General features: G+C 66.5%; 19 protein-coding genes and 1 riboswitch. Of the genes, 11 read left to right on the top strand and 8 right to left on the bottom strand.

Annotated features, from left to right (window positions below; translation table 11 throughout):
- Positions 1-119 precede the first annotated feature (119 nt).
- Positions 120-2852, top strand: coding sequence for a preprotein translocase subunit SecA (gene secA / locus AC07WC_RS01375; RefSeq protein WP_293984922.1), 2733 nt, complete (start codon positions 120-122; stop codon positions 2850-2852).
- A gap of 342 nt (positions 2853-3194) precedes the next feature.
- Positions 3195-4154 (top strand): Nudix family hydrolase, encoded by a 960-nt coding sequence (locus AC07WC_RS01380; RefSeq protein WP_495208463.1) that lies wholly within the window; start codon positions 3195-3197, stop codon positions 4152-4154.
- Here the strand turns inward: AC07WC_RS01380 and AC07WC_RS01385 are convergent.
- Both AC07WC_RS01385 and metF read right to left on the bottom strand, forming a co-directional pair.
- Positions 4144-4710 (bottom strand): hypothetical protein, encoded by a 567-nt coding sequence (locus AC07WC_RS01385; protein ID WP_495208464.1) that lies wholly within the window; start codon positions 4708-4710, stop codon positions 4144-4146. The genes AC07WC_RS01380 and AC07WC_RS01385 overlap by 11 nt on opposite strands.
- A gap of 50 nt (positions 4711-4760) precedes the next feature.
- Complete coding sequence (gene metF / locus AC07WC_RS01390) at positions 4761-5588, bottom strand: methylenetetrahydrofolate reductase [NAD(P)H] (protein ID WP_495208465.1); 828 nt, start codon at positions 5586-5588, stop codon at positions 4761-4763.
- Between the two features lie 124 nt (positions 5589-5712).
- On the opposite strand from metF, the gene AC07WC_RS01395 reads away from it, so the two are divergent.
- The 4 genes from AC07WC_RS01395 (at position 5713) to AC07WC_RS01410 (ending at position 9473) form a co-directional block, all read left to right on the top strand.
- Entirely contained in the window at positions 5713-6603 is an 891-nt protein-coding gene (locus AC07WC_RS01395) for a TIGR01777 family oxidoreductase (protein WP_495208466.1), read from the top strand.
- A 121-nt stretch (positions 6604-6724) separates the two neighbouring features.
- Entirely contained in the window at positions 6725-7645 is a 921-nt protein-coding gene (locus AC07WC_RS01400) for an alpha/beta fold hydrolase (RefSeq protein WP_495208467.1), read from the top strand.
- Between the two features lie 20 nt (positions 7646-7665).
- Entirely contained in the window at positions 7666-8736 is a 1071-nt protein-coding gene (locus AC07WC_RS01405) for a sensor histidine kinase (RefSeq protein ID WP_495208468.1), read from the top strand.
- Positions 8733-9473 (top strand): LytR/AlgR family response regulator transcription factor, encoded by a 741-nt coding sequence (locus AC07WC_RS01410; RefSeq protein WP_495208469.1) that lies wholly within the window; start codon positions 8733-8735, stop codon positions 9471-9473. Before AC07WC_RS01405 ends, AC07WC_RS01410 begins: the two co-directional genes overlap by 4 nt.
- A gap of 3 nt (positions 9474-9476) precedes the next feature.
- On the opposite strand, the gene AC07WC_RS01415 is transcribed toward AC07WC_RS01410, so the two are convergent.
- Positions 9477-10379, bottom strand: coding sequence for a hypothetical protein (locus tag AC07WC_RS01415; protein ID WP_495208470.1), 903 nt, complete (start codon positions 10377-10379; stop codon positions 9477-9479).
- Between the two features lie 105 nt (positions 10380-10484).
- Between AC07WC_RS01415 and AC07WC_RS01420 the strand changes: the two genes are divergently transcribed.
- Positions 10485-11042: a DUF3228 family protein gene (locus tag AC07WC_RS01420; protein WP_495208471.1), complete on the top strand. Its 558-nt coding sequence runs from the start codon at positions 10485-10487 to the stop codon at positions 11040-11042.
- 51 nt (positions 11043-11093) lie between these two features.
- Here the strand turns inward: AC07WC_RS01420 and AC07WC_RS01425 are convergent, their stop codons facing one another.
- The 3 genes from AC07WC_RS01425 to ahcY form a co-directional block, all read right to left on the bottom strand.
- Positions 11094-11603: a hypothetical protein gene (locus tag AC07WC_RS01425; RefSeq protein ID WP_495208472.1), complete on the bottom strand. Its 510-nt coding sequence runs from the start codon at positions 11601-11603 to the stop codon at positions 11094-11096.
- Complete coding sequence (gene ybaK / locus AC07WC_RS01430; RefSeq protein ID WP_495208473.1) at positions 11600-12073, bottom strand: Cys-tRNA(Pro) deacylase; 474 nt, start codon at positions 12071-12073, stop codon at positions 11600-11602. The genes AC07WC_RS01425 and ybaK overlap by 4 nt, the downstream gene beginning before the upstream one ends.
- 146 nt (positions 12074-12219) lie before the next feature.
- A complete protein-coding gene (gene ahcY / locus AC07WC_RS01435) occupies positions 12220-13665 on the bottom strand; it encodes an adenosylhomocysteinase (protein ID WP_346472097.1) in 1446 nt (481 codons plus the stop codon).
- 35 nt (positions 13666-13700) lie between these two features.
- A riboswitch (S-adenosyl-L-homocysteine riboswitch) is annotated at positions 13701-13789 on the bottom strand.
- 126 nt (positions 13790-13915) lie between these two features.
- Here ahcY and AC07WC_RS01440 point away from each other — a divergent pair.
- Positions 13916-16450, top strand: a complete 2535-nt coding sequence (locus AC07WC_RS01440) for a S9 family peptidase (RefSeq protein ID WP_495208474.1) — start codon at positions 13916-13918, stop codon at positions 16448-16450.
- A 249-nt stretch (positions 16451-16699) separates the two neighbouring features.
- On the top strand, positions 16700-19411 hold the full coding sequence (gene ppc, locus AC07WC_RS01445) for a phosphoenolpyruvate carboxylase (RefSeq protein ID WP_495208475.1): 2712 nt from the start codon (positions 16700-16702) through the stop codon (positions 19409-19411).
- Positions 19412-19451: 40 nt separating this feature from the next.
- Here ppc and AC07WC_RS01450 read toward each other — a convergent pair whose 3' ends face one another.
- Positions 19452-19970 carry an acyl-CoA thioesterase gene (locus AC07WC_RS01450; RefSeq protein WP_026069660.1) on the bottom strand — a complete coding sequence of 173 codons (519 nt, stop codon included), beginning with the start codon at positions 19968-19970 and terminating at the stop codon, positions 19452-19454.
- 132 nt (positions 19971-20102) lie between these two features.
- On the opposite strand from AC07WC_RS01450, the gene AC07WC_RS01455 reads away from it, so the two are divergent.
- The gene (locus AC07WC_RS01455; RefSeq protein WP_495208476.1) at positions 20103-20246 is read left to right on the top strand and encodes a hypothetical protein; all 144 of its coding nucleotides are present in this window, start codon (positions 20103-20105) and stop codon (positions 20244-20246) included.
- Positions 20247-20274: 28 nt separating this feature from the next.
- On the opposite strand, the gene metK is transcribed toward AC07WC_RS01455, so the two are convergent.
- Complete coding sequence (metK, locus tag AC07WC_RS01460) at positions 20275-21486, bottom strand: methionine adenosyltransferase (RefSeq protein ID WP_495208477.1); 1212 nt, start codon at positions 21484-21486, stop codon at positions 20275-20277.
- Positions 21487-21812: 326 nt separating this feature from the next.
- On the opposite strand from metK, the gene AC07WC_RS01465 reads away from it, so the two are divergent.
- Positions 21813-22655, top strand: a complete 843-nt coding sequence (locus AC07WC_RS01465; protein ID WP_495208478.1) for a UDP-2,3-diacylglucosamine diphosphatase — start codon at positions 21813-21815, stop codon at positions 22653-22655.
- The last annotated feature ends 3 nt before the right edge of the window (positions 22656-22658 follow it).

A 22658-nucleotide genomic window follows, 5' to 3' on the forward strand; every position in this document is an offset into this window, starting at 1 on the left:
CCAAGCTACAATGGGTGTTGCCATAGACAGGGCGCGGTGCGCCCTGTTTCGTTTGCGGCGCGCGCATCCCCCGGGGAGAGCGCCGCCGTTGGGGCGTCTCATTCCAACCGGTTCCTTCAATGATCAACAGCCTGCTTACCCGCGTCTTCGGCAGTCGTAATGAACGACAGCTGCGCCAGCTCAACCGCATCGTCGCCAAGGTCAATGCGTTGGAGCCGGAAATCGAAAAGCTCTCCGACGAGCAGCTCAAGGCCAAGACCCCGGAGTTCAAGCAGCGCATCGCTGACGGTGAGGCCCTGGACAAGGTGCTGCCCGAAGCGTTCGCGGTCTGCCGTGAAGCCAGCCGCCGCGTGCTCGGCATGCGCCATTACGACGTCCAGCTGATCGGCGGCATGGTCCTGCACCTGGGCAAGATCGCCGAAATGCGCACCGGTGAAGGCAAGACGCTGGTCGCCACGCTGCCGGTGTACCTCAACGCGCTGGAAGGCAAGGGCGTCCACGTGGTCACCGTGAACGACTACCTGGCCCGCCGTGACTCGGCGCAGATGGGCAAGCTCTACAACTGGCTGGGCCTGAGCGTGGGCGTGGTCTACCCGGGCATGCCGCACGGCGACAAGCGCGAGGCCTATGCCAGCGACATCACCTACGGCACCAACAACGAATTCGGCTTCGATTACCTGCGCGACAACATGGCGCTGTCGCGTGCGGACCGCTACCAGCGCGGCCTGCACTACGCGATCGTCGACGAAGTCGACTCCATCCTGATCGATGAAGCCCGTACCCCGCTGATCATCTCCGGCCCGGCCGATGATTCCCCGGAGCTGTACATCCGCGTCAACCGCGTCGTCCCGCACCTGATCAAGCAGGACGCCGAGGAAGGCGAGGGCGATTTCTGGGTCGACGAGAAGGGCAAGCAGGTCCATCTGTCCGAGGCCGGCATGGAGCATGCCGAGAAGCTGCTGGTCGAAGCCGGCATCCTCAATGCCGAGACCGAAGGCCTGTACGCCGCGCAGAACCTGACCGTGGTGCATCACCTCAATGCCGCCCTGCGTGCGCATGCGATCTACCAGCGCGACGTGGATTACATCGTGCGCGATGGCGAAGTGGTGATCGTCGATGAATTCACCGGCCGTACCCTGGCCGGCCGCCGCTGGTCCGATGGCCTGCACCAGGCGGTGGAAGCGAAGGAAGGGGTGCCGGTCCAGCGCGAGAACCAGACGCTGGCGAGCATCACCTTCCAGAACCTGTTCCGCATGTACAAGAAGCTGTCCGGCATGACCGGTACGGCCGATACGGAAGCCTACGAATTCCAGAGCATCTACAACCTGGAAGTGGTGGTGATCCCGACCAACCGCCCGACCATCCGCAAGGACGGTTCGGACCAGGTGTTCCTCAACCGCAACGGCAAGTTCAACGCCGTGCTGGCCGATATCCAGGCCTGCAACGAGCGCGGCCAGCCGGTGCTGGTGGGTACCACCTCGATCGAAACCTCGGAGATGCTGTCCGAGCACTTGACCAAGGCCGGTGTGCACCACGAAGTGCTCAACGCCAAGCAGCACGACCGCGAAGCGACCATCATCGCCAACGCCGGCATGCCGGGCGCGGTCACCATCGCCACCAACATGGCCGGCCGTGGTACCGACATCGTGCTGGGCGGTTCGCTGGAAGCGCAGCTGCATGAGCTGGGCGAAGACGCGACGCCGGAACAGCGTGCCCAGGTCAAGGCCGAGTGGCAGAAGCGCCATGACGCGGTCAAGGCGGCCGGTGGCCTGCACATCGTCGGTACCGAGCGCCACGAATCGCGCCGTATCGACAACCAGCTGCGTGGCCGTTCGGGCCGCCAGGGCGACCCGGGTTCGTCCCGTTTCTACCTCTCGCTGGAAGACAACCTGATGCGCATCTTCGCCTCGGACTGGGTCCAGAAGGCGATGCGCATGATGGGCATGAAGGAAGACGACGTCATCGAGGATCGTCTGGTCAGTCGCCAGATCGAGAAAGCGCAGCGCAAGGTCGAAGCGCACAACTTCGACATCCGCAAGAACCTGCTGGACTTCGACGACGTCAACAACGATCAGCGCAAGGTGATCTACAGCCAGCGCGACGAACTGCTGGATGCGGAGTCGGTGAAGGAGAACGTCGATGGCATCCGCGGCGACGTGATCTTCGATGTGGTGGCGCGCTTCGTGCCGCCGAACTCGATCGATGAGCAGTGGGACCTGCAGGGTCTGGAAGCGACGCTGGCCTCGGACTTCGGCATCGACATGTCGCTGACCGAGCTGGTCAAGGCGCACGAGGAACTGGACGCCGAAGGCATCGCCGAGAAGGTGCAGGCCAAGGTCGACGAGCACTTCGCCGCGAAGGAAGCCGGCGTGGGCGACGAGACCATGCGCGCGCTGGAGAAGCACGTGATGCTGACCGTGCTGGACCAGAGCTGGAAGGAGCACCTGGCGCGCATGGATTACCTGCGCCAGGGCATCTACCTGCGCGGTTATGCGCAGAAGCAGCCGAAGCAGGAATACAAGAAGGAAGCGTTCGAGCTGTTCTCGGAGATGCTGGAGAACGTGAAGCGCGAAGTAGTGACGCTGCTGGCGCGCGTGCGTATCCGCAGCGAAGAGGAAGTGGCGGCACTGGAACAGGCCGAGCGTCAGCAGGCCGAAGCGCGCCTGCTGCAGTCGCAGTTCCAGCACCAGGACGCCGGCGGTTACGGTGCGGACGAAGAGGCTGCGCAGGTGGAGGCCGCCCAGAACGGCGTGCCGCAGGTCACCCGCGATGAGCCGAAGGTCGGCCGCAATGATCCGTGCCCGTGCGGCAGCGGCAAGAAGTACAAGCACTGCCATGGTCAGCTGAGCTGATCGGTTGATTGGCTGATCGACGGATCGGCTGATTGGAAGTGCTGAAGAAGCCCCGCCTTGTGCGGGGCTTTTTTGTGGTTCTTCGCCAACGGCGCGGCGCCTCGAATGTTCATGGCGTGAGGCGACCGGGCAGCCCCGTCCAGGACGCGCCGTAAATACATCCTTGTAGGCTCGACACCCGCATCCATGCGGGTGACGGTCCTTCCCGGAGCAGCTCGGTCGCTGCGGGGCCCTCACGCTCGCGGCAGACGCGATCGGAGACACACCACGGTCCGCACTGCGCCTCCACAACTACCGGCAGGGGCATTGCGCCACCCGGCCCGGTTTGGGCATCCTCCGGGTATGTCATCTCCCCTTCGTTCGATCCATGTCGTGGCCGGCGTCATCACCGATGCCCGTGGCCGCATTCTGCTCAACCGTCGCACGGAGAACCGCGATATGGCCGGCCTGTGGGAGTTCCCGGGCGGCAAGCGCGAGCCCGGCGAGACCTCGGAGGAAGCGCTGGTCCGGGAGCTGCGCGAGGAGCTGGGGATCGAAGCCGAGGTCGGTGAGTGGATCATGGACGTGCCGCAGATCTACCCGGACAAGCGACTGCGCCTGGAGGTGCGCCGGATCCAGGGCTGGAAGGGCTCGCCGCGCGGTCGGGAAGGGCAGGCGATCACCTGGGTGGCGCCGGACAAGCTGCACCGCTATTCGATGCCACCGGCCGATCTGCCGGTGGTGGCGGCGTTGCGCCAGCCCGACCGGTATCTGATCACCCCGGAGCCGGAGGGCGAGGAAGACAGCGTCCACCAGGCCTGGCTGGGGCGCCTGGCGCAGGCGCTGGAGAGTGGCGTGCGCCGCGTGCAGCTGCGCACCCCGTCCAGCCCGGCGCGGGTGGCGCTGGCCGAGCGGGTGATCCAGCAGCACGGGCCGCGCACGCAGTGGCTGGTAAACCGCGATATCGACCTGGCCGGACGGTTGGGCGTCGGGGTGCATCTGGGCAGCGAGCAGCTGTTGGCGCTGGGCGAGCGGCCGTTGCCGGCCGGCCAGCTGGTGGCGGCCTCCTGCCACGATCTGGCTCAGCTGCAGGCGGCGCAGCGGCTGGGCTGTGACTTCGCGGTGCTGGGGCCGGTGCAGGCGACCGACAGCCATCCAGGGGCGGTGCCGCTGGGTTGGGATGCGTTCGAAGCGCTGCGCGAGCAGGTGTCGCTGCCGCTGTATGCGCTGGGCGGACTGGGCCCCACCGATATCGAGCAGGCACGCCGTCACGGGGCGCAGGGCATCGCCGCGATCCGGTCGCTGTGGCCGGCTACAGCGTGATCCAGAAGCAGCCGTACTGACGGCGCAGGCCGAACACCGTGCGTGCGGGGGTGGCGGTGCTACCCAGGGTCTGTTCGATGCGCAGGCCGACCGGACGCGGACGTGCCGGTGTCTGGGGGGCGTCCACGGCGGCAAGCGCGGGGTCCAGCGGTACCGGGGCGCTTTCCGGGTAGACCGGCGCGATGTCGATCAGGGGGCGCTGCACCACCGATTCCAGCCGCCCGATGATGTGGTTCGCGGTGGCGTTGGAGACATTGCTCCAGAGGTAGATCGAGGACAGCCGGTTGACGTCCTGCGCGCTGACCGCGTCGCGGATCTGCCCGGTCAGCTCACTGAGCCGACGCGCGCAGCCGGCGCGATAGATGCCGGTGTTGCCCACGCTCCCGGTGCGAGGGGGCAATCGCGAGGTAGCACCCAGCGCATCGCAGCGGCGGTCGGTGAAGACGGTTTCGCCCTGCGCGTTGGTGCAGCGGTTCACGCGCTGCGGCGCCTGCGCCAGGGCGGGCGGCGAGGGCAGGCACAGCGCACACAGCAGCAGCGGCACGAGCGGTTTCATCGCAGCAGCGTAGCCGCGCTGGCGTTATCTGCAAGCGATGCGTGGCGGCCTCAGCTGCGCAGCAGTTTCAGCACCTGGGTGGTCGGCTTGGCCAGGTTGAGCGTGTAGAAGTGCAGGCCGGGCGCGCCACCGGCGACCAGGCGTTCGCACAGGCTGGCCACCACCTCGGCACCGAATGCGCGCACCGATTCGGCATCGTCGCCGTAGGCCTGCATGCGCTTGCCGATCCAGCGCGGAATTTCGGCGCCGCACTGTTCGGAGAAGCGGCGCAGCTGGCTGAAGTTGGAGATCGGCATGATGCCCGGCACGATCGGCACGGTGACGCCCAGCCTGCGCACGGCATCGACGAAGTGGAAATACGCGTCGGCGTTGAAGAAGTACTGGGTGATCGCCGCATCGGCACCGGCGTCGATCTTGGTCTTGAAGTGCTTCAGGTCGAGCAGGGCATCGTTGGCCTGCGGGTGGGTCTCCGGATACGCGCCCACTTCGATCCGGAACGCATCGCCATGCTCGGCGCGGATGAAGCTGATCAGTTCGGAGGCATAGCGCAGGTCACCCGGGTGGCCCATGCCGGAGGGCAGGTCACCGCGCAGGGCGACGATCCGTCGGCAGCCGATCGCGCGGTACAGCTTGAGCAGCTCGCGGATCTCCTCGCGGCTGCCACCGACGCAGGACAGGTGCGGGGCCGCGTCGAAGCCATGGTGCTGCTTGAGGTGGCGCACGGTCTCGGAGGTGTAGCTGAGCGTCGAGCCGCCGGCACCGAACGTACACGAGACGTACTCCGGCGCGAATACCTTCAGCTTGGCCGCGGTCCGGTCCAGCTGGGCACGCTGGTCGTCGGTCTTGGGCGGATAGAACTCGAAGCTGATGGCGGTCATGGGCAGGGCGCGTCGGCGGGTGTGGTTCAATCATATCTCTTCATCGCGATGAATGTGAAGTGCATCGATGTACCGTGCACGCCGTGCCGGGTACAGTGAGCGCTGATCTTCCGGAGCAATGGCCATGCAGATTCTCGTGACCGGTGGCACCGGCTTCATCGGCAGCCGCCTGTGCACGCGCCTGCTGGCCGAGGGGCACGAACCCATCGTGCTGACCCGTCGGCCCGGCCTGCGCCCGCAGCCGGGGATTCACCACGTGGCCACGCTGGACGAGGTCGGTGCGGTCCAGGCGGTGGTCAACCTGGCCGGCGAGCCACTGATGGATGGCCGTTGGAGCGCTGCGCGCAAGCAGGCGCTGCGCGACTCCCGGATCGGCACCACGCAGGCGCTGCTTGCCTGGATCGGCGCGCTGCCCGAACGGCCCCGGGTGCTGGTATCGGGTTCGGCGATCGGCTGGTACGGCCCGCGCGACAGCACGCCGCTGGATGAAACCGCCTCGCCCGGGCACGACTTCGCGGCGATGCTGTGCCGGCAATGGGAAGCCGAGGCGCTCAAGGCCGAGGCGCTCGGCGTACGCACCTGCGTGCTGCGAACCGGGATCGTGCTCGACCAGGATGGTGGGGCGCTGCTGAAGATGCTGCCGCCGTTCCGGATGGGGCTCGGCGGGCCGATGGGCGATGGCCGGCAGTGGATGAGCTGGATCCATCGCGAGGACCTGGTCGGCATGATCCTGTGGCTGCTGGGCAACGAGCAGGCGCGCGGTGCCTACAACGGCACTGCGCCGGGTACCGTGACCAACCGCGTGTTCGCCACCACGCTCGGCGAGGCGTTGCACCGTCCCGCGCGGCTGACCACCCCGGCCTTCGCCTTGAAGCTGGGCTTCGGGGAAATGAGCGGCCTCTTGCTGACCGGGCAGAACGTACAGCCGGTGCACGCGCTGGCCGAGGGCTTCGCGTTCCAGTACCCGTCGCTGCCCGAGGCACTGCAGGCGATCGTCGGTGCGCGGGATCGCTGAGGCCGGCGGGTTCGACCGTCCCGCGCGACCGCTGAGCGCCGTTCTGCAGCCGCTGATCATGTAATTGCCCCGGCCGCCTCGCTCCGGGCCAGTCTGTGCTCCCACTTGCCAGGAGCGTGCCATGTCGACCGTCCGTCCCCGCCGCATCTACTCCATCGCCCCGTTGGCTGCGCTCGCGCTGACCGCATGGGCCACTTTGGTCAGCCCCGCCCACGCCGCCGCCGGACAGTTCCAGGATCTGCAGGTCGAGGTGATCGGCAGCGGCCGGCCGGTACTGATGATTCCCGGCCTCAACAGCGGTGCCGAGGTCTGGCGTGAGACCTGCGCCGCGCTGCAGCCGCAGGTGCAATGCCATCTGATCCAGCTCCCGGGCTTCGCCGGTGCGCCCGCCGTGGCCAGCGATGATTTCCTCAGCGCCATGCGGGACCGGCTGCTGGCCTACAGCGCCGACCGCAAGCTCGATCATCCGGCCGTGATCGGCCACAGCCTGGGGGGTGTGTTGGCCCTGCAGATGGCGATCGCGGCCCCACGGAACATCGGCCCACTGGTGATCGTCGATGCCTTGCCGTACCTCGGCGCGGTGCAGAACCCGGCGGCGACACCGGCCACGCTCAAGCCGATGGCCGAGCAGATGCGGGCCGGCATGCTCGCCGCCGACGCAAACCAGTACGCGGCGCAGACCGATGCCGCGGTGGCCGGGATGGCGCATGCACCGGACCGTGTTGCCACCTTGAAGCAATGGGGACGCGACAGTGACCGCGCCACCACCGCCAACGCGATGTATTCGATGATGATGACCGACCTGCGCCAGCCGGTCGCCGGCATCACCGCACCGGTGATGGTGCTCGGTGCCTGGGCGGCCTACCAGCCGATCGGTGCGACCGAAGCCAGCACGCGCCAGGTGTTCGCGACGCAGTACGCTGCGCTGCCCGGCGTGCGGATCGAGATGAGCCGCGCCGGCTACCACTTCCTGATGTGGGATGATCCGCGCTGGCTGCAGACGCAGATCCGGGACTTCCTCGATCTGCCTGCGGCGCCCTGATCGATAGCGGCGTGGAGACGATGAGCGCGAGGCAGGCAGCACGCAATTCCGGTTTCTGGTGGCGCAACAGCGCGGTCTGGCTGGTCTACCTGGCAGTGAGCCTGGTGCTCGGGTTTTCCTATGGAGGCCACTGGTCCGGCATCGTCCTGATCTCGCTGATGGTGTCGCTTTGCTTGTGGGTGGGCAGCGCGTTCATCCGCCGCTGGGCGCTTCGCCATGACTGGTTGCAGCGCGATCTGCTTGGATTGACGTGGCGGCTGCTGCTCGCGGTGGTGATCGTCGCAGCGGCTACCCAGGTGCTCACTGCCGCTGCGCTGCTGCCTGCGTTGGCCTGGGACTGGGTGCAGCTGCCGGGGCAACGTGCCAACTATCGCCCGGCCGCGGTCTTCGGTTACTGGTTCAATACCGCCATCGTCCTGAGCGTGTGGTGCGCACTGTGGACCGGCCGCCGCGCGCTGCATCGTGCCCGCCACAGCGAAATGGCGCACCTGCGCGCAGAAGCGCAGCGGGCGACGCTGGAGCACCAGGCACTGCGCGCGCGGCTCAATCCCCACTTCGTATTCAATGCCCTCAACAACCTGCGTGCGCTGATCAACGAAGACCCGGCACGCGCACGCGACATGGTCACCCATCTGTCCAGCACGCTGCGCCACGCGCTGGTGCACACCGACGGCGGTTGGGTCGCCCTGGCGGAAGAGTGGCGCGTGGTGCAGGACTACCTGGCGGTGGAGGCGATCCACTACGAAGACCGCCTGCGGGTGCGCACCGATATCCACCCGACCGCGCTGTCCGCACGGCTGCCGCCGATGGCGCTGCAGCTGCTGGTGGAAAACGCGATCAAGCACGGCATTGCGGTCCACCCGGGTGGCGGCGAGCTGCATGTGCGTGCGCATGTCACGGGTGAGGTGCTGCGCGTGGAAGTGGACAATCCCGCCTCGCACGCCGCCGGCAGCGAAGGCCACGGTGTCGGGCTGACCTATCTGCGCGCCCAGCTCGGCCTGGATGCGTCGCGCGCCTCATCCGGGCGTGGCGCGTTCCTGCTGGAGCGTCAGGGCGAGCGGACGGTGGCGCGGTTGGAGGTGCGGCAATGACGGCTTCCCTGCGCGTGTTGATCGTGGACGATGCGCGGCTGGCGCGTCGCGAACTGCGCACGCTGCTGGCGGCGATCCCATGGGTGGAATGTGTCGGCGAGGCGGATGACGTACCCGCCGCGCGCGATGCGATCCTGCGTGAGCAGCCCGACCTGGTACTGCTGGATGTGCAGATGCCCTCGGGGGAGGGTTTCGAGGTGCTGGACGGACTGGAGACGGTGCCGATGGTGGTGTTCGTCACTGCCTACGACCAGTACGCCGTGCGCGCCTTCGAAGCCAATGCACTCGATTATCTGGTCAAGCCAGTGGAGGCCGACCGCCTTCGGGCGGCGCTGGAGCGCGGCCGGGCGCGCCTCCCGGCACCGGCCGCGCCTGCAGCGACGCCCGGCGCGCGCGATCTGCTGGGCGCCGACGATCAGGTGTTCCTGCGCGATGGCGAGCGTTGCTGGTTCGTGGCGCTTGGCGAGATCCGCAAGATCGTGGTCGACGGCAACCATGCCCGGCTCTGGTTCCGTGACCAGAACGCGGTGCTGGCGCGCAGCCTCAGCACCCTGGAAGCACGCCTGTCACCGGCGCTGTTCTTCCGCGCCAACCGCAGCACGCTGGTCAACCTGCGCCGCGTGCGGTCGATCGAACCCTCGCTCGGTGATGGCTACGACCTGACCCTCGACGACGGCAGTCAGGTGGAGGTCTCACGGCGGCAGGCGCGCGAGCTGCGTGAGCGGCTCGCGCTTTAAACTCTAGTCAAAATCTAGTTGCGACTGATGAACAATCGGGCGGGGCACGATCCTGATCACCTCGACTATCCTATATTCCTTATGCACTTCCCTGCCGTTGTAATCGTAAAAGACATCTACCATCAGTTTTGCATGCAAGGAATCGCCTGGGACGAGAACTTCGTCTCCAGCTTGAAACCTCGTGAGCCACGGGATGTCGTCGAAGTCTGCATGCTGAGAGTGCCCATCAATTCTGATCGACCACTGCGATTTCCCAAGAAAGTCAGGCTTCTTGACCTTGAATTGGTCAACTATTTCGATCCTATCGATTCTCTCGATGAGAATGCTTGACGCCGCGTCGTCGCTCAGGTGCGGGTCGATTTGCAAAGTTGCATCCCCAATGGGAGATTGGAACTTCGCTTTGTCGCCTGGCAAAAGGTGCCTTGTTGCACCGTCTATCTTCTTGGTTACATCAAGCAGATCGTCAAACGCAATGGGTCGGTAGAATGGAAGGCTAAGATATTGAGTTTCTTCAGCTGCGATGAGTAGCAGCTGGTGCACCTCCTGAACCTGTTCTATCGATTCAATTTTTGGATTCTCTTCAAGCCATTTGCAAAGGATGTATTTACCCTTGATGAGGAAGTGTCCCAAAACTTTCTTCCATTCTCCGTCGCGGAGCGCGTCGTCTGGTATGTCGATGATCACGCTTCTAAGAATGGATCGAATTGAGCCGCCCTGTACATCTTCAAGAGCAATCGTGCTATGGATTTTGGTTGACACCATTCCTGAAAGGGCGACATCAAATTTTGTGAAGGCATCAATCAGTCCCGCCGAGGCGTGGAATACTCGTGAGGCGGAGCCAAGCCCCTTCTCGAAGTCGATGTACAAATCGAACTGCATCTCTTCAGTAGCTTCCAGCATGCTCACGGATCTCCAAGTTTGTAGCCTTGGCTAGATCGGCGAAGATGCTGACTTCTTTAGCTCCGCGTGCTAAATCACCTCCATCGAAGGAATTTTTACCATCCCCCTCCCATGTCCATCGTCCTTACCGCATTCGCCCGTCCCCGTCTGTTCCCCCGCGTGCCGCGTGGCAACACCATCCAGGACTGCAGCGCCGAGCAGTTCGAACAGCACCTCAACACGCACGCGCCGTTGAAGGTGCTGGACGGCTACGCGCCGTTCTGCAAACTGCATGTGTACGAGAACTGGACCTCCACGCGCTGCCTGACCGTGCCGGTCACCGAGGCCAACCGTCACCAGCTGCGCAGCGGTTACGAGGCGCGCAACCGCGACGAGCTGCCGGTGCTGGTGCGCTGGTTCGAAGGCGTGGAATCGCCGCGCGCGAACTTTCTGGTGGTGATCCTGTACAGCGCCGAGCAGTTGGCCAAGGAAGGCTCACCCATCGATGCGGACTGGGGCATCGTCGGCTGCATCTACACCGCCGAGCCGGAGGAAGTGCCGATGGCCCCGATCACCATGATGCGCAACGCGCTGGGGGTGGAAGAGGGCGGCTCCGGTGTGCCGCTGGATCGTGACGCCTACGCGCGAGCGGTGGCGTTCTGGGACCGCAATGCCAACTGGCGGCCGTGATCGGATGACCCGGTAGAGCCACGCCATGCGTGGCTACCCCTGGATTCACGATCAGCGTTGCGGAAGCGGCGTCCATTCCCACCACGGCGCGTGATACTCGCGGTCGATGCAGCGCCACTCACGCCCGCACCCGGTGCAGGTGGCGTCCTGCGTACCGCCCCAGCCACCCTCGGCCACGCCGGTGGCGACGGGCACTACGTGACCACTGGCGATCTCGCGCCCGGGCTCGTAATGCATCCAGTGCGGATACAGCTGGCACAGGCAGCCAGCGTGATCGCGCCAGTGGCGCAGCTTGCGCAGCACGAAGTCCAGTTCGTAGTGCTCGCGGATCCACCTGGGGTCGGTCGTATAGCGTGCCCGGGCAGCCTCCACATACGGCAGCTGCAACGCCAGGTCATCCAGCAGCGCCGCCTCGCGGGTGAGGGCGACGGTGGCCGCTGCGCTCCGCAGCAGGCCGTAGTCGCCACTGCCCAGTGCACGTAGCAGGGTGGTGCCGCGGCGGCCTTCCGGCAGCGGCGGCAGGGGCGTGCCGAACAGACGCTCGAACAGGCTGCCGATCATCGCGACTTGCCGATCGGTGCGTATGCGCCGCCGGTGAGCCGCAGCAGGTCGGCCGGCGACAGAGCCACTTCCAGCCCGCGCCGGCCGGCGCTGACATGCAGCGTCGGCAGCACCTGCGCGCTGGCATCGAGGAAGGTGCGGTGCTTTTTCTTCTGCCCCAGCGGACTGATGCCGCCGACCAGGTAACCGGTGGCGCGCTGTGCCTGCTCGACCTGTGCCATCTCGCACTTCCTGCAGCCGGCTGCTTCGGCGAGCGCCTTCAGGTCGAGCATGCCGCTCACCGGCACGATCGCCACCAGCAGCTCGTGCTTCTCGGTGCTTGCCAGCAGCGTCTTGAACACCTGCGCCGGATCCAGCCCCAGCTGTTGCACCGCTTCGCCGCCGTAAGACTCGGCGGTGGCGTCATGGTGGTAGGACAGCACGCTGTGCGCGATGCCTGATTGCTTCAGCAGGTTGATGGCGGGCGTCATGGCGGCATCGTAGCGCGGTGCGCGGGGTGCCGGCTTGACCGAGGCTATCGGCACCGCCGTACCGACCAACGGTCGGTTGCTGCCACAAAAAAACGGGCGCCCGAAGGCGCCCGTTGCAGTTCAACACAACTGGACCGGCACGCCGATCAGTAGCGGTAGTGCTCCGGCTTGAACGGACCGTCCACCGGCACGCCGATGTAATCGGCCTGTTCCTGGCTCAGGGTGGTCAGCTTCACGCCGATCTTTTCCAGGTGCAGGCGCGCCACTTCCTCGTCCAGCTTCTTCGGCAGCAGGTACACCTTCTTCTCGTAGCTGTCCTTGTTCGCCCACAGGTCGATCTGCGCGAGCGTCTGGTTGGCGAACGAGTTGGACATCACGAAGCTCGGGTGGCCGGTGGCGCAGCCCAGGTTCACCAGGCGGCCTTCGGCCAGCAGGAAGATCGCGTTGCCGTTCGGGAAGACGTACTTGTCCACCTGCGGCTTGATGTTGATGTGCTGCACGCCCGGGAAGCCGACCAGCGCATCGACCTGGATCTCGTTGTCGAAGTGGCCGATGTTGCAGACGATCGCCTGGTCCTTCATCGCGCTCAGGTGCTCGATGCGGATGATGTCCTTGTTGCCGGTGGTGGTGACGTACAGGTCGGCACGGCCCAGGGTGGATTCGATGGTGTTGACCTCGAAGCCTTCCATCGCGGCCTGCAGGGCGCAGATCGGATCGATCTCGGTGACCACGACGCGGGCACCGTAGGCACGCAGCGACGCGGCGCAGCCCTTGCCCACGTCACCGTAGCCGCAGACCACGGCGACCTTGCCGGCCAGCATCACGTCCATCGCGCGCTTGAGGCCATCGGCCAGCGACTCGCGGCAGCCGTACAGGTTGTCGAACTTGCTCTTGGTGACCGAGTCGTTGACGTTGATCGCCGGGATCAGCAGGGTGCCGGCCTGGGCCAGCTGGTACAGGCGGTGCACGCCGGTGGTGGTCTCTTCGGAAACGCCCTTCCAGTCCTTGACCACGCGGCCCCAGTAACCCGGGCGCTCCTTTGCCACGCGCTTGAGCAGGTTCTTGATGACCTGTTCTTCGTGCGAGGCGGCCTTTTCATCGACCCAGGTGCTGCCGTTTTCGAGCTCGTAGCCCTTGTGGATCAGCAGGGTCACGTCGCCGCCGTCGTCCACCACCAGCTCCGGGCCGGTCAGGGTGCCGTCGGGCAGGGTGAAGGTCAGTGCGTCCAGGGTGCAGTCCCAGTATTCCTCCAGCGACTCGCCCTTCCAGGCGAACACCGGGGTGCCGGACTTGGCGATCGCGGCGGCAGCGTGGTCCTGGGTCGAGAAGATGTTGCACGAGGCCCAGCGCACGTCGGCGCCGATGTCCTTCAGGGTCTCGATCAGCACCGCGGTCTGGATGGTCATGTGCAGCGAGCCGGTCACGCGCACGCCCTTCAGCGGCAGGGTGGCGGCGTGCTTGCGGCGGATCGACATCAGGCCCGGCATTTCATGCTCGGCGATGTCCAGCTCCTTGCGGCCCCAATCGGCCAGGGAGATGTCGGCAATCTTGTAATCGCCTTCGGTGGAGAAGGTCTTGGCAACAGCGTTCATTCAAAGCTCCGGTGTCATGACGAGTCGGTACTCGTGTTCGCCGGGCGCCGTTGGAACCAATCCTGGCCACCGAGCCTGGCCGCCCTCGGACAGGTCCGGAACGGTCGCAGCGCCCCTCGGTGGAGGGTCGCCCATTATATCGCGGCCCGCTGCGTTGGCATGAATCGGTGCCCGCCCCCAACCATCGGCAGGGGGGCGATCGGCGCCCGGCTGTTAAGGTCGGGGGTTTGTATCAGCATAGGGACGGAACATGACACGCAACCACGGTGCACGCACGCCACACTGGCGCCATACCTTGATCCTCGGGCTGGCCCTGCTGGCGGTGCCGCCGTTGGCGCTGGCCGCCGCTCCGGCCGCCAGGACCTCCGCGCAGGCCGTGGCTGCCGCCAAGGGCGACCCGAGCGGCTATGAGCTGCCCTCGCCGGCGCTGCAGGCCGTGGTCGACGCGCCGCGTGCGCCGACCCTGAGCCTGTCCCCGCGCCGTGACCTCGCCGCGCTGCTGCAGACCCCGCCGCTGCCGTCGATCGCCGACGTCGCCCAGCCCGAACTGAAGCTGGCCGGCCTGCGCATCAACCCGGCCACGCATTCGGCCAGCCGCTTCAGCTTCGCCGACAAGCTGTGGCTGATGAGCGTGGCCGACGGCAGGGAGCGCCAGATCAGCGGGCTGCCGCAGCCATTGTCGATCGCCACCTTTGCGTGGTCGCCGGACCAGAAGTACCTGGCCTTCAACCAGGTGCACGCCGCGACCGGCACCAATGAACTGTGGATCGTCGATGTCGACGCCGGTTCGGCGCGCCGCCTGGTCGGGGATCTGAACACGGTGATGGGCGATGGTTACAGCTGGCAGCCCGACAGCCGGGGCCTGCTGGTGATGCAGCAGCTCAAGGGCCAGGGCGCGGCACCGGCGGCGGGCGGCATTCCGACCGGCCCGGCGATCCAGCAGACCGAGGCCGACGCCGGCGTCCGTACGATCCGTACCTACCAGGACATGCTCAAGAACGAGGCCGATGCCCGCCTCTTCGACTATTACGCCAGCGCGCAGCCGGCCAAGGTCGCGCTCAACGGCGTGATCACGCCGCTGTCCACCGGCGGTGTTTACTGGGATGTCACCATTTCACCCGATGGCCGTTACCTGCTCAGCGAGCGGGTGGTGCGTCCGTACTCCTATCTGGTGCCGGCCAGCGCATTCGCGCGTCGCATCGAAGTGCTGTCCGCCGTGGATGGCAAGCTCGAGCACACCGTGGCCAACCTGCCGTTGAAGGAAGGCCTGCCGACCGGCAACGATGCGGTGGCCACCGGCGTGCGCCGGATCGACTGGCGCGCCGATGCCCCGGCGACCCTGGTCTGGGCCGAAGCGCAGGACGGCGGCGACCCGAACCGCGATGCCAAGGTGCGCGATGCGGTGCTGATGCAGGCCGCCCCCTTCGACAAGCCGCCGGTGACCCTGGCGCAACTGGGCAGCCGCTATGCCGGCATCCAGTGGGGCCGTGGCGATCTGGCGCTGCTCAACGAGTCGTGGTGGAAGAATCGCGAGGTCAAGCAGTGGCGGATCGCGCCGGATCAGCCGGAGAAAGCGGCCGAGCTGCTGTCCGCGCGTTCCTCGCAGGACCGCTACAACGACCCGGGCCGCCCGGGCCTGGTGCGCGACGTCAACGGTCGCTCGCGCCTGCAGGTGAGTGCCGATGGCCGCAGCATCTTCCTGTACGGCCTGGGCGCCTCGCCGGAAGGCGACCGTCCGTTCGTGGACCGCCTTGATCTGGACAGCAAGCAGACCACGCGCCTGTTCCACTCGCAGGCCCCGTCGTACGCCGCGCCGGTGGCACTGCTCGACCAGGAAGGCAGCTCGCTGCTGTTGACCCGTGAATCGCCCGACGAGCCGGCCAACTTCTACGTGCAGTCACTGAGTGATGCCACGGCTGCACCGAAGGCGCTGACCCACTTCCAGCACCCGTTGCCGCAGCTGCGTGGGGTGAGCAAGGAGCAGATCCGCTATAAGCGCAACGACGGCGTCGACCTGACCGCCACGCTGATGCTGCCGCCGGGTTACAACGCGAAGAAGGACGGCCCGTTGCCGCTGCTGATGTGGGCCTACCCGGGCGAGTTCAAGACCGCCGAAGCCGCCAGCCAGGTCACCGATTCGCCGTACCGCTTCAACGCGATCAGCTACTGGGGCCCGCAGGCATTCCTGGCCAAGGGCTACGCGGTGCTGGTCAGCCCGTCGATGCCGATCATCGGCGAGGGCGACAAGGAACCGAACGACACCTACCTGCCGCAGTTGATCGCCAATGCCGAAGCAGCGGTGAATGAAGTGGTGCGCCGTGGCGTGACCGACCGTGAGCACATCGCGATCGGTGGTCACTCCTACGGTGCGTTCATGACCGCCAACCTGCTTGCGCATACCCGCCTGTTCAAGGCCGGCATCGCGCGCAGCGGTGCCTACAACCGTACGCTGACCCCGTTCGGCTTCCAGGCCGAAGAGCGCAACTACTGGCAGGCGCAGGACGTCTACCAGAAGATGTCGCCATTCAACTACGCCGACAGGATCAAGGACCCGATCCTCTTCATCCACGGCGTGGACGACAACAACTCCGGCACGTTCCCGATCCAGAGCGAGCGCATGTTCGCCGCGGTGAAGGGGCTGGGTGGTACCTCGCGGCTGGTGATGCTGCCCAACGAATCGCATGCCTACCGCGCGCGCGAATCGATCATGACCATGCTGGCCGAGAGCGAGCGTTGGCTGGAGCAGACCGTCGGCGAGGGCAAGCCGGTCAAGAAGAAGCGCTGACCGCACCCGGCCGGTCCCGCCGCGGCGGGACCGGCTACGAGCCGATGCAGATCATGATCGTGGATGCCGACCGGTCGGCCAACACGGAAAATGACGGGTAGGTACCGGCCGTTGGCCGGTACCAGGAATGATCGGCACCTGCCGGCCAGCGGCCGGCACTACCAGATGTAACTATTTGCGCGACGCAGCAATGACCCCAATGTGGGGTAGGCTTGAGCGGATTCCGTTCCCGAGGCCAGTGCGTCGCAGATGAACGAGTACCGAAGCAGCATCGTTTTTGCCACTCCCGATATTCCCCTGCGTGACGATGTACGCCGGCTCGGCGCACTGGTCGGCGACCTGCTCGCCGAGCAGGTCTCCACGCAGTTTTTCGATGATGTGGAACAGGTGCGCACGCGCGCCATCGCCCGCCGCGAAAGCGACGCTCCTCTGTTCGATCTCAACGACGCGCTGACCGGCCTGCCGCCGGCGCGTGCCGAAGCGATGGTGCGTGCGTTCAGTACCTATTTCCAGGTGGTGAACATCGCCGAGCGGGTGCACCGCATCCGCCGCCGCCGCGACTACCAGCGTGCCGGTACCGCCACGCCGCAGCCCGATGGCCTGCAGGACGCACTGGTCAATCTCAAAGCGCAGGGCGTCACCCTGGACGAGCTTGCCGAGTGGCTGCCGCGGATCGACATCGAGCCGGTGTTCACTGCGCACCCGACCGAAGCGGTGCGCCGCGCGCTGCTGGAAAAAGAGCAGTTGATGGTGGCAAGCCTGGTCGACAACCTCGACGGCCAGCGCACCCCGGGCGAAGCGGCCGCCGACGCCGCGCGGTTCCGCATGGCCCTGACCGCCTCGTGGCAGACCACCGATTCCTCGCCCGTGCGCCCGACCGTGGAAGACGAGCGCGAGCATGTCGGCTTCTATCTGGTGCAGGTGCTGTACCGGGTGATTCCGGTGCTGTACGAATCGCTGCAGCAGGCACTGCTGGATACCTATGGCCAGGAACTGCCGCTGCCGCGCCTGCTGCGCTTCGGTACCTGGGTAGGCGGCGACATGGACGGCAATCCGAACGTGGATGCCGGCACCATCCGCAACACCCTGGATGCGCAGCGCCAGGCCGTGCTCGGCCGCTACCAGAAAGACCTGCTGCAGCTGGCCAGCCTGCTCAGCCAGTCCACCGAACGGGTGGCGGTCAGCGATGAACTGCAGGCACGCGTGGAGCATTACAAGGTCCTGTTGCCCAAGGTCACTTCGCGCCCGCGTCATGCCGACATGCCGTACCGCCTGCTCAATGACCGCATGCGCGCGCGCGTGCAGGCGACGATGGAGGATGCGGAAGGCGCCTATGCGTCGCCGCAGGAACTGACCGACGACATCGAGCTGATCCTGCGCAGCCTGCACGAGAACAAGGGCGACCATGCCGGCGGCTTCGCGGTGCGTCGCCTGCTGTGGCGGGTGCGCACCTTCGGCTTCCATCTGGCGCGCCTGGACGTGCGTCAGGAATCGAGCGTGCATGGTCGCGCGCTGGCCAGCGTGCTGGATGGGCAGGAGGCCTGGGACGCCGCCGATGCGGTCACCCGCGCGGCACGCCTGGCCCCGTTCGCCAGTGGCGAGCAGGCGCTGCCGGTGAGCAACGAAGAAGGCGGTGAGCGCCTGGACGCGGTGTTCGCGGCGCTGGCCGATGCACGCCGGCGACACGGTGCCGATGCGCTGGGCAGCTACATCATCTCGATGGCGCATGACCGCAGCGATGTCCTCGCCGTGCTCGCCTTGGCACGTCGTGGCGGCCTGGTGGATGACGCCGGCGCGGTGCCGCTCGACATCGCCCCGCTGTTTGAAACGGTGGACGATCTCAAGCGCGGGACCGATACCCTGCGCGATCTGCTCGCCGATCCGGTCTACCGAACGCACCTGGCCTCGCGCGGCGATGTGCAGATGGTGATGCTCGGCTATTCGGACAGCGGCAAGGACGGGGGTATCGCAGCGTCGCGCTGGGGCCTTCAGCGCGCCCAGGTGGAGCTGCTGGACGTGGCCGCCGAGAACCACATCCGGCTGACCTTCTTCCACGGCCGTGGCGGCTCGATCAGCCGCGGTGGCGGCAAGACCACGCACGCCGTGGATGCCTCGCCGCGTGGCAGCATCGACGGCCGCCTGCGGGTGACCGAGCAGGGCGAGGTGATCCATCGCAAGTACGGCATCCGTGCGCTGGCGCTGCGCTCGCTGGAGCAGTCCACCGGTGCGGTGCTGCGCTCCAGCCTGCGCCCGCGCGCACCGGAGCCGCGCGAGGAACAGTGGCGCCCGGTGATGGACCTGATCGCGCAGAAGAGTGCGGACGCCTACCGCGCCTTCGTTGGCCAGAAAGACTTCATGCAGTACTTCCGCCTGGCCACGCCGATCGACGTGATCGAGCGGATGACGCTGGGCTCACGCCCCTCGCGCCGGTTGGGCGAAGATGCGGCGCTGACCAATCTGCGCGCGATTCCGTGGGTGTTCGCCTGGAGCCAGGCGCGTGCCGTGATTCCGGGCTGGTATGGCGTGGGTAGCGGCCTGCAGGCGGCGATCGATGCCGGGCACGAAGGCATCCTGAAAGAGATGGCGCGCGACTGGCCGTTCTTCAGCACCTTCCTGGACGACATCGCGATGGTGCTGTCCAAGGGCGACCTGACCATCGCCGAGCAGTTCTCGCAGCTGTCCGGTGCGTTGCATGGCCGCTTCTTCCCGCAGATCCAGCGCGAGCTGGAGCTCACCTCGCAGTGGATCCTGGGGTTGACCGGGCAGGAGGAGCTGCTGCAGCACGACCAGCGCCTGGCGCTGTCGATCCGCCTGCGCAACCCCTACATCGATCCGATCAGCGTGCTGCAGGTGGACCTGCTGCGCCGCTGGCGTGAGAGCGGGGGCGAAGACGACGACGTGCTGCGCGCGCTGGTGGCCTGCGTGAACGGTGTTTCGCAGGGCGTACAGAACACCGGGTAGGCCATCAGGGGCAGTGCCGGCCGCTGGTCGGCAGCGCTGCTCAGACCCGCTCGACCAGATCGCCCGGTGCGGGTGGGTTGGATGCCAGCAGCTCCAGATGGCGCTGCTCCATCTCCTCGCGCAGCTGGCGGCGGATCAACGCGGCGGCATGCCGGCGGCGTTCGTCGGCGGTCTCCAGCACCAGCGGCGGCACCGGGGTCGGCTTGCCCTCGTCATCCACCGCGACCATGGTGAAGAAGCAGCTGTTGGCGTGGCGTACGCTGCGCTTGAGGATGTCCTCGGCCACCACCTTGACCCCGATCTCCATCGAGGAGGTGCCGGTGTAGTTGACGGAGGCCAGGAAGGTGACCAGCTCGCCGACCGCGATCGGCTGGCGGAACATCACCTGGTCCACCGACAGGGTGACCACGTAGCTGCCGGCATAGCGGCTGGCGCAGGCGTAGGCGACCTGGTCGAGCAGGCGCAGCACCGCACCGCCGTGCACCTTGCCGGAGAAATTGGCCATGTCCGGCGACATCAGCACGGTCATGGAGAGCTGGTTGGATTTGAATTCGGGCATGGGGGAAGTGTAGCGCCGCTCGGCCGACAGGTAGAGCCGACCGTTGGTCGGCTGGTCGGGCGCGGCGTGACGATGGGTCAAGGCGCCCAAACGACGACGGGCCGCTTTTGCGGCCGCGCCGCGATAGTGTTGATGCGCCGCGACGACGAACGCATCGCCATGCGCCTTGCTGTTGCCGCCCAAACGACGACGGGCCGCTTTCGCGGCCCGCCGTTTGTTTCGCCGATCATTGCCGCGCTGCGCGGCCAGCCGACCAACGGTCGGCTCTACCCGTAAGAAAAGGGCCGCTTTCGCGGCCCATTTCTTACTTCAACTTCGCATCCGCGCGCAGGGCGGCGGCACGATCGGTCTTCTCCCAGGAGAAGGCGGTCGCGTTGACCTGTTCGCCAGCACCGTTGGTGTAGCTGAACTCCTTGGCCTTGCGGCCGAAGTGGCCGTAGGCCGCGGTCTGCTGGTACATCGGGTGGATCAGGTCCAGCATCTGGATGATGCCGTACGGGCGCAGGTCGAAATGCTTGCGGATCAGCTTCTCGATCTTGTCATCGCTGATCTTGCCGGTGCCAAAGGTGGTGACCGAGATCGAGGTCGGCTCGGCCACGCCGATGGCGTAGGAGACCTGCACTTCGCAACGGTCGGCCAGGCCGGCGGCAACGACGTTCTTGGCGACGTAACGGGCAGCGTAGGCAGCCGAACGGTCGACCTTGGACGGATCCTTGCCCGAGAACGCGCCACCACCATGACGGGCCCAGCCGCCGTAGGTGTCGACGATGATCTTGCGGCCGGTCAGGCCGCAGTCGCCCACCGGGCCGCCGATCTCGAACTTGCCGGTCGGGTTGATGTGGAACTTGGTGCCCTTGTGCAGCCACTTGGCCGGCAGCACCGGCTTGATGATCTCTTCGCGGACGGCCTCGATCAGGTCCTTCTGCTTCACGCCCGGGGCGTGCTGGGTCGACAGCACCACCGCGTCGATGGCGGCCACTTCGCCGTTTTCGTAGCGCAGGGTGACCTGGCTCTTGGCGTCCGGGCGCAGCCAGGACAGCGGCGAGTTCTTCTTCTTGCGGATCTTGGCCTGCTGCTCGACCAGGCGGTGCGACAGGTGGATCGCAGCCGGCATGTAGCTGTCGGTCTCGTTGGTGGCATAGCCGAACATCAGGCCCTGGTCGCCAGCGCCCATTTCTTCGGGCTTCTTGCGGTCCACGCCCTGGGCGATGTGCGGCGACTGCTTCCCGATCAGGTTCAGCACGCCACAGGTCGCGCCGTCGAAGCCGACGTCGGAGCTGTCATAGCCGATGTCCAGGATCACCTTGCGGGTCAAGGCTTCCAGGTCGATCCAGGCGCTGGTGGTGATTTCACCGGCGACGATGGCCACGCCAGTCTTGACCATGGTCTCGCACGCCACGCGCGCACGCTTGTCCTGGGTCAGGATCGCGTCCAGCACCGCATCGGAGATCTGGTCGGCAATCTTGTCCGGATGGCCTTCGGAGACCGATTCGGAGGTGAACAGGTAGCTGGACATCAGGCGTAATATCCTTTGATTCGGATGGAAAGATGGGCGCGAATGATACACGGCAAGTCGCGTGCTTGCATTGTGCGCCAGCACGGGTTGCCCGTGGTTAAGCCTGTGTGCCCGTCGCAGGGCCCGGTGTGACGGGATTGGGGGCCAGCGTCGCGGCCCAGTGTTCCACGAGCGTGACAAATGGCCGGCGGCAGTGCCGATGGGCGGGTGCCGCCACGCTCGCCAAGCCTGAGCGTGTCACCCGCCCGTCGTCCAACCGCCATCGGACTGTCGTCGAAACAGTGCAGGCTTCGGCGCATCCGGCCGCCGGACCTGGGGAGCACGCCATGCACGGATTCGAGCAGCGCGACGCGCGGGAGGCCGCCAAACGGCCCGTGACGACCCTGGTGCCGCATCGGCGGGCCGTCTTCCTTTCTGATGTCCACCTGGGTTCACGCCACTGCCACGCCGCCGAACTGGCCCGGTTCCTGGCCGAGTTGCGCTGCGAGCGCCTGTACCTGGTCGGCGACATCATCGACCTGTGGTGGATGGCGCACCGCCGGGCCAGCTGGCGGCCGGCCCACAGCGAGGTGATCCAGGCCCTGCACGCGCTGCAGCGCGCCGGTACCGAGATCCTCTACATCCCCGGCAACCACGATGCTTCCCTGCGCAAGGTCTGTGGGCTGATGCTGCCGGCCATGCAGGTGCGCAGGCGGGCGATCCACGTGACCGCCGACGGACGCCGGCTGCTGGTCGTCCACGGCGATGACTACGACGGTGTCACCCACTTCGGGGGCCTGCAGGAACGCTTCGGCGACTGGCTGTACTACCGCATCCTGACCGGCAACCACCTGCTCAACGCGGTCCGGCGGCGGCTCGGTCGGCGCTACTGGTCGCTCTCGGAGTTCCTCAAGAAGCGCAGCGGCGCGGCCGAACGCTACATCGAACGTTTCGTCCAGGCCGGGCTGGAGGATGTGCGTCGGCGTGGGCTGGACGGCATTGTCTGCGGGCACATCCACCGCGCCGCGCTGGTCGAACGCGACGGGCTGATCTATGCCAACGACGGCGACTGGGTGGAAAGCCTGACCGCGCTGGCCGAGGATCCGGACGGCAGCCTGCGGCTGCTGGATCACACCGGACAGACGCTGGTGGCGCTGCCCGGCAGCCCGCGCCTGGCCCGCGCCGCCTGAGCC

It is taken from the genome of Stenotrophomonas sp. GW821-FHT01H02A, assembly GCF_059422145.1.

Bases quoted from the DNA above. Each gene is read 5' to 3' on its own strand.
- AC07WC_RS01400 (WP_495208467.1), top strand. From the start codon at position 6,725: ATGTCGACCGTCCGTCCCCGCCGCATCTACTCCATCGCCCCGTTGGCT.
- ahcY (WP_346472097.1), bottom strand. From the start codon at position 13,665: ATGAACGCTGTTGCCAAGACCTTCTCCACCGAAGGCGATTACAAGATT.
- AC07WC_RS01450 (WP_026069660.1), bottom strand. From the start codon at position 19,970: ATGCCCGAATTCAAATCCAACCAGCTCTCCATGACCGTGCTGATGTCG.
- ybaK (WP_495208473.1), bottom strand. From the start codon at position 12,073: ATGACGCCCGCCATCAACCTGCTGAAGCAATCAGGCATCGCGCACAGC.
- secA (WP_293984922.1), top strand. From the start codon at position 120: ATGATCAACAGCCTGCTTACCCGCGTCTTCGGCAGTCGTAATGAACGA.
- AC07WC_RS01380 (WP_495208463.1), top strand. From the start codon at position 3,195: ATGTCATCTCCCCTTCGTTCGATCCATGTCGTGGCCGGCGTCATCACC.
- AC07WC_RS01420 (WP_495208471.1), top strand. From the start codon at position 10,485: ATGTCCATCGTCCTTACCGCATTCGCCCGTCCCCGTCTGTTCCCCCGC.
- AC07WC_RS01440 (WP_495208474.1), top strand. From the start codon at position 13,916: ATGACACGCAACCACGGTGCACGCACGCCACACTGGCGCCATACCTTG.
- AC07WC_RS01385 (WP_495208464.1), bottom strand. From the start codon at position 4,710: ATGAAACCGCTCGTGCCGCTGCTGCTGTGTGCGCTGTGCCTGCCCTCG.
- metK (WP_495208477.1), bottom strand. From the start codon at position 21,486: ATGTCCAGCTACCTGTTCACCTCCGAATCGGTCTCCGAAGGCCATCCG.
- AC07WC_RS01395 (WP_495208466.1), top strand. From the start codon at position 5,713: ATGCAGATTCTCGTGACCGGTGGCACCGGCTTCATCGGCAGCCGCCTG.
- ppc (WP_495208475.1), top strand. From the start codon at position 16,700: ATGAACGAGTACCGAAGCAGCATCGTTTTTGCCACTCCCGATATTCCC.
- AC07WC_RS01405 (WP_495208468.1), top strand. From the start codon at position 7,666: ATGAGCGCGAGGCAGGCAGCACGCAATTCCGGTTTCTGGTGGCGCAAC.
- AC07WC_RS01410 (WP_495208469.1), top strand. From the start codon at position 8,733: ATGACGGCTTCCCTGCGCGTGTTGATCGTGGACGATGCGCGGCTGGCG.
- AC07WC_RS01425 (WP_495208472.1), bottom strand. From the start codon at position 11,603: ATGATCGGCAGCCTGTTCGAGCGTCTGTTCGGCACGCCCCTGCCGCCG.
- metF (WP_495208465.1), bottom strand. From the start codon at position 5,588: ATGACCGCCATCAGCTTCGAGTTCTATCCGCCCAAGACCGACGACCAG.
- AC07WC_RS01455 (WP_495208476.1), top strand. From the start codon at position 20,103: ATGCGCCGCGACGACGAACGCATCGCCATGCGCCTTGCTGTTGCCGCC.
- AC07WC_RS01465 (WP_495208478.1), top strand. From the start codon at position 21,813: ATGCACGGATTCGAGCAGCGCGACGCGCGGGAGGCCGCCAAACGGCCC.